Source organism: Thiohalocapsa sp., from assembly GCF_022340605.1.
Taxonomy (GTDB): domain Bacteria; phylum Pseudomonadota; class Gammaproteobacteria; order Chromatiales; family Chromatiaceae; genus Thiohalocapsa.
Window position 1 is genome coordinate 25,353 of record NZ_JAJDNQ010000059.1, and the last position, 9,632, is coordinate 34,984.

General features: G+C 65.1%; 8 protein-coding genes and 1 tRNA gene. 6 read left to right on the forward strand and 3 right to left on the reverse strand.

The window, feature by feature from the left end; genetic code table 11:
- Positions 1–6: 6 nt before the first annotated feature.
- A complete protein-coding gene (locus tag LJE69_RS07720; RefSeq protein ID WP_296923562.1) occupies positions 7–1,368 on the reverse strand; it encodes a replication-associated recombination protein A in 1,362 nt (453 codons plus the stop codon).
- Between the two features lie 275 nt (positions 1,369–1,643).
- Here LJE69_RS07720 and LJE69_RS07725 point away from each other — a divergent pair.
- Positions 1,644–1,720, forward strand: a tRNA-Arg gene (locus tag LJE69_RS07725).
- A 232-nt stretch (positions 1,721–1,952) separates the two neighbouring features.
- Here LJE69_RS07725 and LJE69_RS07730 read toward each other — a convergent pair.
- Positions 1,953–2,393, reverse strand: a complete 441-nt coding sequence (locus tag LJE69_RS07730; protein ID WP_296923565.1) for a hypothetical protein — start codon at positions 2,391–2,393, stop codon at positions 1,953–1,955.
- Between the two features lie 317 nt (positions 2,394–2,710).
- Between LJE69_RS07730 and LJE69_RS07735 the strand changes: the two genes are divergently transcribed.
- Genes LJE69_RS07735 through LJE69_RS07755 form a run of 5 tightly spaced genes read left to right on the forward strand, consistent with a single transcriptional unit; the run spans position 2,711 to position 8,171 of the window.
- Positions 2,711–4,165, forward strand: coding sequence for a hypothetical protein (locus LJE69_RS07735; protein ID WP_296923567.1), 1,455 nt, complete (start codon positions 2,711–2,713; stop codon positions 4,163–4,165).
- Positions 4,162–5,001 carry a hypothetical protein gene (locus LJE69_RS07740; RefSeq protein WP_296923570.1) on the forward strand — a complete coding sequence of 280 codons (840 nt, stop codon included), beginning with the start codon at positions 4,162–4,164 and terminating at the stop codon, positions 4,999–5,001. Before LJE69_RS07735 ends, LJE69_RS07740 begins: the two co-directional genes overlap by 4 nt.
- A gap of 1 nt (position 5,002) precedes the next feature.
- Positions 5,003–6,682 carry a hypothetical protein gene (locus LJE69_RS07745; protein ID WP_296923573.1) on the forward strand — a complete coding sequence of 560 codons (1,680 nt, stop codon included), beginning with the start codon at positions 5,003–5,005 and terminating at the stop codon, positions 6,680–6,682.
- Positions 6,679–7,992 carry an OmpA family protein gene (locus LJE69_RS07750; protein WP_296923576.1) on the forward strand — a complete coding sequence of 438 codons (1,314 nt, stop codon included), beginning with the start codon at positions 6,679–6,681 and terminating at the stop codon, positions 7,990–7,992. The genes LJE69_RS07745 and LJE69_RS07750 overlap by 4 nt, the downstream gene beginning before the upstream one ends.
- Entirely contained in the window at positions 7,989–8,171 is a 183-nt protein-coding gene (locus LJE69_RS07755; RefSeq protein ID WP_296923578.1) for a hypothetical protein, read from the forward strand. The genes LJE69_RS07750 and LJE69_RS07755 overlap by 4 nt, the downstream gene beginning before the upstream one ends.
- A 304-nt stretch (positions 8,172–8,475) precedes the next feature.
- Here LJE69_RS07755 and LJE69_RS07760 read toward each other — a convergent pair whose 3' ends face one another.
- A complete protein-coding gene (locus LJE69_RS07760; protein WP_296923581.1) occupies positions 8,476–9,282 on the reverse strand; it encodes a DUF2272 domain-containing protein in 807 nt (268 codons plus the stop codon).
- Between the last annotated feature and the right edge of the window lie 350 nt (positions 9,283–9,632).

A 9,632-nucleotide genomic window follows, 5' to 3' on the forward strand; every position in this document is an offset into this window, starting at 1 on the left:
CCCTGGCTATCCCTCGCCGCGACCGCCCTTGCCCGCCGCCCGGTCCAGCTCCCGAAGCCGTGCCAGCTTCTCGCGGATCTTGATCTCCAGCCCCCGCCCCACCGGCTGGTAGTAGCGCCGTTCCGGTATGCCGTCGGGAAAATAGCGCTCGCCGGCGGCATAGGCGTCCGGCTCGTCGTGGGCGTAGCGGTAGGCGGCGCCGTAGCCGAGCTGTTTCATGAGCTTGGTCGGCGCGTTGCGCAGGTGCACCGGCACCTCCAGCGAGCCGTGGCCCCGGGCGTCGGCGAGCGCGGCGTTCCAGGCGGTGTAGACGGCATTGCTCTTGGGTGCGCAAGCGAGGTAGACGACGGCCTGAGCCAACGCCAGTTCGCCCTCTGGGCTACCCAATCGCTGCTGGGCATCCCAGGCGTTCATGGCGAGGTCCAGGCCGCGCGGGTCGGCGTTACCGATGTCCTCGCTCGCCATGCGCACGATGCGCCGAGCGAGGTATAGCGGGTCGGCGCCGCCGTCGATCATGCGCGCGAGCCAATACAGCGCCGCGTCCGGCGCCGAGCCCCGCACGGATTTATGCAATGCCGAGATCTGATCGTAGAAGGCCTCGCCGCCCTTGTCGAAGCGGCGCACGCCGCCCTCGATGACCCGCCGGGCAATGTCCGCGTCGATCACCGCGTCGGCAGCCGCGCCCTCGCCTGCCCCATCAGCGCCAGCCGCGAAGTCCGCCGCCAGCTCCAGCAGGTTCAGCGCCCGCCGGGCATCGCCGTCCGCCGCGGCGGCGATGAGCGCGCGAGCCTCGGGCGCGACGCTCAGACCCAGCGCACCGAGCCCGCGCTCGGTATCCGCCAGCGCCCGGTCGATGAGCCCCTCCAGGTCCGCGGGCTCCAGCGGTTTGAGCACATACACCCGCGCGCGGGAGAGCAGCGCGTTGTTCAGCTCGAAGGACGGATTCTCCGTGGTGGCACCGATGAACACCACCGTGCCGTCCTCCACGTGCGGCAACAGCGCGTCCTGCTGCGACTTGTTGAACCGGTGCACCTCGTCGATGAACAGGATGCTGCCCTGCCCCAAGCCCTCGCGGGCGGCCCTGGCCTCCGCCACTGCCGCGCGGATGTCCTTCACACCCGCCAGAACCGCCGAGAGCTTCAGGAACTGCCAGCCGGACGCACCCGCCAGCAGCCGCGCCAGCGTCGTCTTGCCGCTGCCGGGCGGCCCCCAGAAGATCATCGAGTGCGGCCGCTCGCTGCTCAGCGCCCGCTCCAGCGCCCGCCCCCGCGCCAGCAAGTGCCGCTGGCCGATGACCTCGGTGAGCGTGCGCGGGCGCATGCGCTCGGCCAATGGTGGCGACGGGGGTTGCTGCACGCTGCTCTTCATGCGTTGATGAGGATGTGGACAAAAGCTGTTGCGGCCTCGCGTCACGCGGCCGTCGTCGGTTGGACCGAGGCAAGGAGGCCCAACGATCAGGCGGCCAGGTCGTGCACCCCGTCGGGCTGCGTTCCTCAGCCCGACCCACACGGCACCGTGGCGCGGCAGGGTTTCGTCAACGACGGCGCGAAGCAAAGGTTGCACCGAAGGACCACCGGCGAGCCGATGACGGCAGCATAGCGCTTGACAAGCGCACGCGACCAGAGCATACTGCACGGCTCGCAGCGCCCGTAGCTCAGCTGGATAGAGTACCTGGCTACGAACCAGGTGGTCGGGAGTTCGAATCTCTCCGGGCGCGCCATACAAAACAAGGGGTTACGTGATTATTCACGTAGCCCCTTTTCTTTTGCGTGACTGGATCGTGACTCGGTACCTTCGAGACGCCCGAAGGCGGCGCGTCAGATGCTGATCACGGCAGGCGGCGGCTCGCCAGAGGACAGCAGTGTCGGCGACTCCGGCAGATCTGGTGCTCGTGGGAGGCCTCCCGGGCGGGTCCGATGACAGCGATATTTCCGGCGGGTCAGCTTGGATAATCACGTTGTGCGCTGCAATGTAAACCCAAAGCCGTCGATGACAGTTCCTGAAAACTCAGTGACCACCCACGGATCAGGATCCACCGCTGCCCGTACACCACCCGGAGTAGTCCCGTATTTTGTGCCCTTGAGCAGCAAGAGCCGACATTTCAAATTTTCTCCGTACGCACGTTTGACAGCGCCAAGAAGCTCTTGAGAGTGCTTTATTGTTTTAGGGGAAACCCCATCGTTTAGGGATAACGGTTTTACCCATTTCTCAAACATCCCTCCCTTATGATCATATTTATTGTGCTCCTTCTCCCTGTGGTCGATCTCCGCAGTAAAAACGTAGGCATCCTCTGTGATTCCCATCCATGAATATTGATCACTCTGACGGGCGCCTATTTTCTGCAAGGCAGCACGAAAACCCTTGATCCAATTCAGCGACTGCGTTGGCTCCATGACAGGCCCCTTGGTTGAAGCTTAAGTCGGCGATCGGTGACCCCAGCAGGCTGCGCCAAGGCTCGCTCATAGACCAGGTTGCGGTCGCGCACGGTGCCGTGCCCAGCCGCCTACATCCGTGTGCGACGCCTTGACGATGCTGCACGTGCACACGGAATATACCGCACACAGCAGCACACGAGACGATAGGGGCTCGCCCGCACCAAGCCGGCCAAGCAAAGGGCCGAGGACCACCCATGCGCACAGCCACCTACCTCGCGGCAGCCGCCGCGCTCGCCCTCGCCTGTCCGGCGCTCGCCGGCTGACACGGAAGGCGCATGTCCAAGCTCAAGCAGTTCATCGCCTCTCTGAAGCCCGACCGGCTCATACCATCGACCAGCGTCTTTCCTGAGATCGATGCGGAGAAGCTTGCCGCCGACCTGAACGTCGTTCAGCTCGGCCGCGAGCGCGGCACGGCTGAACTGCCGGCAAGCGACGATGACACGCTCGACCCGGTCGAGGCGAAGGTGGTTGCCGAGGTCAACCGCCTTCGCGTCATGGGGCTCAACCGCTTCGAGGAGCACATGGAGACTTACGCACGGCGCCTGCGTGAGGCATCCAACTCGAAGGCGGAGTTGCGCACCCTTGCCGAGACCACCGTCACCGACTACCAAACCAGCGTCGCGATTCACCACAACGCGCTGGCCAACCATCGCCAGCGGGTCATGGAACGGCACGTCGAGCGGCAGTGGTTCATCGCCGACAACCGGCTCAGGCGGACGGCTTACGACCGCAACAGCCTAACCTTCTCACTGGGTCTCGCCGGCTTTCTGGTACTGGTCGAAGCGGCGATGAACGGCTATTTCTTTTCGGCCAGCAACACACTGGGTCTGCTCGGCGGCATGAGCGTCGCGGTCATCATCTCCATCGTGAACGTCGGTTTCTCCCTGAGCGCCGGCTACCTCGCGCGCAATGTCAACCATGTGCGATGGCCGCGGAAGCTGGCGGGCTGGCTGGTCGTGCTGCTGATCATCGCCGCCGCGCTCGTCTTCAACGTCGCGGTTGCGCACTTCCGCGATGCGGCGGGAACGCTGCCCTGGGATGCCGCCGTGTTGCGCGCCATCGAGACCTTCCGCGCCGACCCGACCGCGCTGAGGAGTTTCGAGTCCTGGCTATTGCTGTGTGTCGGGCTGCTCGTTTGCCTGCTTGCGTTCTGGAAGGGATACGCAATCAGCGATCCCTACCCAGACTACGGCCGCGTGCAACATCGCTGGGAACTGGCTCGGGAGGATTACGCGGAGAGTGCGGAGGGCGCGCTGCGCGACCTCGAAGACCTACGAAATGCCGCCGCCGACGATCTGGAGGAGGCACGCCGCACGCTGACCTCCAACATCAGCGAAGCCATCGACATCCTCTACGCCCGGGCGGGACTCGCCAAACAGCTCGACGCCTTCCTCGATCATGCACAGCTGGTCGTGGATCAGTTGTTGGCCGAGTATCGAAGCGCCAACCGCGCCGCGCGCCAGTCCACCACGGCCCCGGCCCACTTCAACCGGCCCCACGTCTTCAAGGCGACCGCGCAAGCAAATGCCATCCCGCTGCCGGAACGCGATGCCGCCGAGGCGGAGATCGCCGCTATCAACGACATTGTCGAGAACACCATCGGCAAGATCTTCGACGAGTACAAGGCAGCCGTCCGCCGCTACGAAAGCATCGATGTGCTGGAACGCAACGCGACGACCCTCCCGGCATCGTTGCCGGCGCGCCATCCAGAGGCAGGACAGGCGACATGAGTCGGCACAAGAGGAACCGCTCGCGCGTTCGCCGGCTCACCAAGCGCAACAGCGACTCGGCACGCAAGATCTGGGGAGTCATCCTCGCCGCTCTCGCCGCCGCTGGTCTGCTGGCGCTGGTCATCGCCAATGTTCGGCTCGGCGGTGGCGACGCCATCGACATGGCCACGCTCTGCCCACGTGCAGGGCCCACTGGTGCGTTCGCGGTCCTGCTCGACGTGACCGATCCGCTAACGCCGCAGCAACAGCACCGCCTCGACCAGTTGCTGCGCCAAGAAGTACAGGCGTTGCCGGTCGGTACGCGCGTGACATTCGGGCTGGTCAGCCCTGATGCGAGCATTCGGTCCGACACACGGCTAAAGCTCTGCAAGCCGTTGCAAGGAAGCCAGGCGAGCTCGCTCTACCAGAACCCGGCTCTCGTGGAGGCGCGCTATCGCGAAGGGTTTGTCGACCCGCTGCACAACGCGCTGACCGATCTGCTCGCGGCCCCGGCGGCCGACAGCTCGCCGATCATGGAGTCGATCCAGGCGTTGATTATCGATGCCTTCGCCGACCTGAGGCCGACGCAGCCAAAGCGCCTGGTCATCGCCTCGGACCTGCTCCAGCACAGCGACGTGTTCAGCTTCTATCGTGGTCAGCGCTGGGGCGACTTCGCGCAATCCGCAGACTACGGACGTCTGGCAAGAAATCTCGACGGCGTGGATGTCACCCTGCTGCAACTACCCAGGCCGGCATCCGCCGGACGCCAAGACGCGGCGATGCTGGGATTCTGGCGAGAGTACTTCGAGCACCAGGGCGCCCACGCGGTCCACAGGGTTGTGATCGGAGACCTTTGACATGCCGACCGCGCTTAACCCATCGCAGTCGCGGCCGCGCGAACGGCGCGACCAGTTGCTGTTCTTTGCCGCATTCGTCATCGGCGCCCTGGGCACCCTTACCGTCAAGGCGCTTAGCGCACCCACGTGGATCGTGATCCTGTTCCCGATGTTGGTCATCGGCACCTATGCCGCCGCGGCCTGGCTGCCAGGCAACACGTCCCTGGAGCCAGACATGATCGGGGACAACTGCTATTACCTCGGCTTCATTCTGACCCTGGTCAGTCTCGGGTGGACGCTCTCTGCAGTAACCCAAGCTTCGGGTGATCTGGATTTGGTCCGAGAGATCATCTCGGGCTTCGGCGTCGCGCTGGCCTCCACCATCACCGGCATCTTTCTGCGTGCGCTCTTCCTGCAATTGCGCCCGGACGTCGTTGCTGCCGAGCGGCAAGCCCGCCAGGCGATCAGCGCCGCGGCGCGAGACCTTCGCACCGAGCTCGGCCAGAGCGTGACAGCGCTCCAGGACTTTGCCCGGCAAACCGAACAAGCCCTCGCCGAGCACCATACAAGGCTCGAGGCGGCCAGCGCCGAAGCGCAACACACTTACCGGCAATGGATGCAGCGGTACTCGCAAGACACGGCGAAAGAGGCATCCGTCCTCTACAAGGCCGCCCTCGCTCAGGTTCGAGTCGATGCGCAAGCAACCGGGGCCGCCGTCGTCCACGACTTGAAGTCTACCCTCCGCGCAGCACAGCAGGATTTCCAGGACTGGCTCAGACAGGCAGACCAACGCGTCGCTGCCCTCTGCGACCAGATCGATGCGCAGGCGCAGCGACTGGCGTCAAGCGTGGCCGCCGTTGGTGAATCGACGAAAAAGGCCTCCGATCAAGTGGAGGGCGCCGCGAGCGCCTTGGCGAAGAATGTCTCCGGCGCTTCAGAGCGCTTCGCCGCGGAAACGCAAGGCATCACGAACGGACTATCGGGCCACGCGGCCAAACTTGGCGCGGCGGCGACGACCGTGCAGCAAGCCTTGGAGCGCGAGAGCAAGGGCTTCGCGGATCAGCTTGCGAACGCGAGCAAACGGATCAGGAGCGCCGCTGACGAGTCGGCCCGGACGCTTGCGCAAGATACCCGAGCTGCGGCGGATGCGATTACCGCATCGGCGACTGAAGTCTCCGGTGCGCTCAAGGCAGCGCTCGAGCAGTTGCTTGCGTCCGGTGGGGCGATCCGCTCGGGCAGCGAGGACTTGCTGCGGATCGCGGAACACATCCCCCAGATCGCGGGGCTGCTGGACGAGTCCGAGGCGAGGCTTCAGTCCCTCCGGCGCCTACCGACACGCGAAGATGCCGACGCCTCGTCCGCGGCCCTCGCAAAATCCATCGCGGCGATCGACAAACGCATCGAGCGCTTCGAGACAGCGGTGGTCAACGCCACCGTACTCACGAAGCGCGTCGGCGAGTTCTCTCAACAGGCGGAGTCAGCCGCGGGCGAGCTCAAAGAAGCGGGCGCCTCACTTCGCGCCGCGGCAAAAGCGCTGGAAAGCACCGTGAAAGCGAAACGTGCGGACCTCGCCACCGAGCGCAAGCCCCTTCCCGACGCTGGCGATGCCAACGATCCGGAGAGAATCCCAACCGAGCCGACACGAAGGCGCCCATTCGGCATGACCGGTCTTTTCCGTTGGCGCGGTAAGAATCAGGGATGAACACCGGAGCGGAAAAGCGCGGACGCTCCGCGGACTACCGTCGTGGCACTATTATGGGCTTGACGGTCGCAGAGGTCTTTATTCTGCTTGCTTTTATCCTGTTGCTGCTGCTCGCCTTGTGGCGCGCAACCGAGCAAAAGAAGTACGAAGAGCTCAAGATTGCATGTGACCGGCAAGGCTGGGTCAGGCAGTACGACACGGCAGAACTGGCCTGGCTGCGGGACCACGCAGGAAGTGACGCCCTCGCGAAGGTAATCGCCGCGGATATGGCAATGAAAGACGGAGCGCGACTCATCGACAACGAGATGACACTCGCGTGGATCGACGCCATGGAGCAAGCCCCGCCGGAACAACAGCAATTTATCTTGACCCTCGCGGCTGACGACCCCAGCCAAGTCGACCAGATCATCGAGCAGGTAACCGCGCTCAAGCACGGAGCGCGACTCGTCGAGGCCGAGGATCTCAAGAAGCTCATCGACGCACTAGGCAGTATGCCAAGGACCGAACGAGAAGCCTTCGTCGATCTTCTGGAAGCGAACGGCTACGACAACATCATTGACTGGGCAAACAAGCTCGCCGAGCTGGTGAAGAACGGGCGCTCACCGGAAGAGGTGGCGAATGCACTGGAGTTGGTAAAGGAGATCCCGCCGAGCGACTTGGAAGACATTCAAGGCTTGATTGAGAGCATTCGTGCGCCTATCGCGGCAAGCGAACAGCTGCGCCAAGAAGTCGCAGCATCGATACAGACCGCGGTCGGTGGGCTCGTGAGCAGAATAGGCGGCGAAATCGATCCCGTAACGGGGGCGATCACCTTGCCCGACACCGCGCTGTTTGCCCAAGGGTCCGCGCAGCTGAGCCCGCAAACCCGCGACTTTCTCGACGAGTTCTGTCCGCGCTGGCTCGACAAGCTCTATGCGTTCGGGCCGCGCGTCGGCGCGCTGCGCATCGAAGGACATGCGTCAACGGAGTGGAATGTCGGCGTTGGCCCAGAGGAAGCATTCCTCAACAACATGGACCTTTCGCAGCGGCGCGCATCCGCGGTATTGGAGCTCTGTCTTCGCCAGGTTGCCGATGGCGCGCGCCGGACTTGGGCTCAATCCCGACTCGTTGCGGTCGGCTACTCCTCAGCGCATCCGATCATCGAGGACGGCGTGGAAAATCCGGTTCGATCCCGGCGTGTCGTCTTCAGGACCGAAGTAGACCAAAGTCAGATCATTCGCGATATCAAGCGCAAGCTGAACGAAACTGATGGTCGTGCGGCACCCGATGCCCACAGTTCAGAAGGCATTCCACCAGCGACACCGCTATGAGCGACGCGGACGAGCTCAAATCTGGAGCGCAACTGCCCCTGAAGCCGAAGCGCGTCTCCAAGCAGCGCCGCACGTTCGCCACCCCGAAACTCACCCTCAGTGACGAGATAGTCGGCCGCATCGTCGGCCTGCTGCCGGTCAAGGACGAGGACCAGGGAGCGGCCGGCGGGCTACACTGAGGATCGCGCAGCCCCAAGCACCCGCCGGCCAGTTCACCACCGAGTCAATAAGCAAACGTCGATGCGCTGCTCGACTGCTTCATCCCCCCCTGTGCCAGGCTGGCTTGCCGGGTCTCATAGCGTGAGGCGCATCAGCCGTTCGCAGCAGTCTCTGGACGGATGCAGGCTATTGCGCGCGGCGACGCACGGTTCCGCGAGGTGACGGGATGCCCCGGGTCGGCGCCGGTCGCGGTTGCCGCCGCGTAGTGCGAACAGGCACCGCGCTTGTTGCCTGCGGGGCCTGATGTACCCGGCCAAACCGGTCCTACAGCCGATTCTGCAGGATCATGAACCAGGGCCGCCGCGGGACGGTGCGCAGCCGACCCTGGGCATCGAGCTCGACGGAGATCTTCGAGACCGAGTTGCGGACGTTGCCGCCGATGGCCTCGAGGTGCTTGCCGTCCGTGGCGGTCACGAGGTCGCAGTGGGTGTTCGTGCCGCGCAGCATGCCAGGGCTGGTGTAGCCGCCGATCATCCCGGGCCGGCGCGGGCCGCGGGAGGAGCAGATCAGGTCGCCGGGCCGGGGGCTGTAGTCCGAGATACGCTGGGGAACGAACCAGCGCCCCGGCAGCGCGGCGTCGTCGATGGCCGCGCTGAGGTAGACCCAGTGGGCGATGGCCGGGCGGAATTGGGACTGGGGCACGCCAGCACGCTGCATGACCCAGCTGATGAAGGCGGCGGACCAGGGCTCATCGCAGTCCATGCCGTCGAGCGTCGGCTGGCCGACCGCGCGCCAGTAGGCGTTGACCCGCTGGCTGTGGCGCGGGTCGTCGTCTTCCCAGTAGCCGACATGGGGAATGCTCTCCTCGCTCCCGCGGTACACGACGGTCTGGCGCCCGAAATATTCCCACTCCCCGTTGGCACGGGCGATGATGGCGCGCTTCAGCGCCGGGTTCGACGCCGGCCGGGGCCCGATGGCACGCCCGGCCCAGGTCGATGTTGCCTCCACGCCGGGCGGTCGACCGGTGGCACACCCCGCGAGGATGAGCGCGAGCGCGATGACGGCGAGGCCGCCGGCAACCGGATGGGAAGCATCTCGGCGGGTGCTCCGGGCGGGCGTTGATGCAGACATGGAACAGACTCCTGACGCGGTGCGGCCGGTTGGTTGCTCGGCTGCCGGAATTGAGATGGCGATTTGTGTCGCCCTGGAGGGCGACACTCCGGCCAACAATCCGGCCGCAGCGCCAGGAGCGTGACCGGGAGCGCGCCCGGGAGTGTCGCCCTCCAAGGCGACACGGGCAACCATCGGCCCGAGACCGGTCTCGGAATCTTCACGTCGCCGCACTAGCGCGGCGGCCGGCGTGTGTCGCGAAACCAGGGGCGGTATTGCTGCATGCGCGCCTGCTGATCCTTCGGGGCGCGGCGGGTGCAGGTGGCGTATTCCTGGCTGTCGGGGGACGCACCCCAGCGCCACTCGACGCA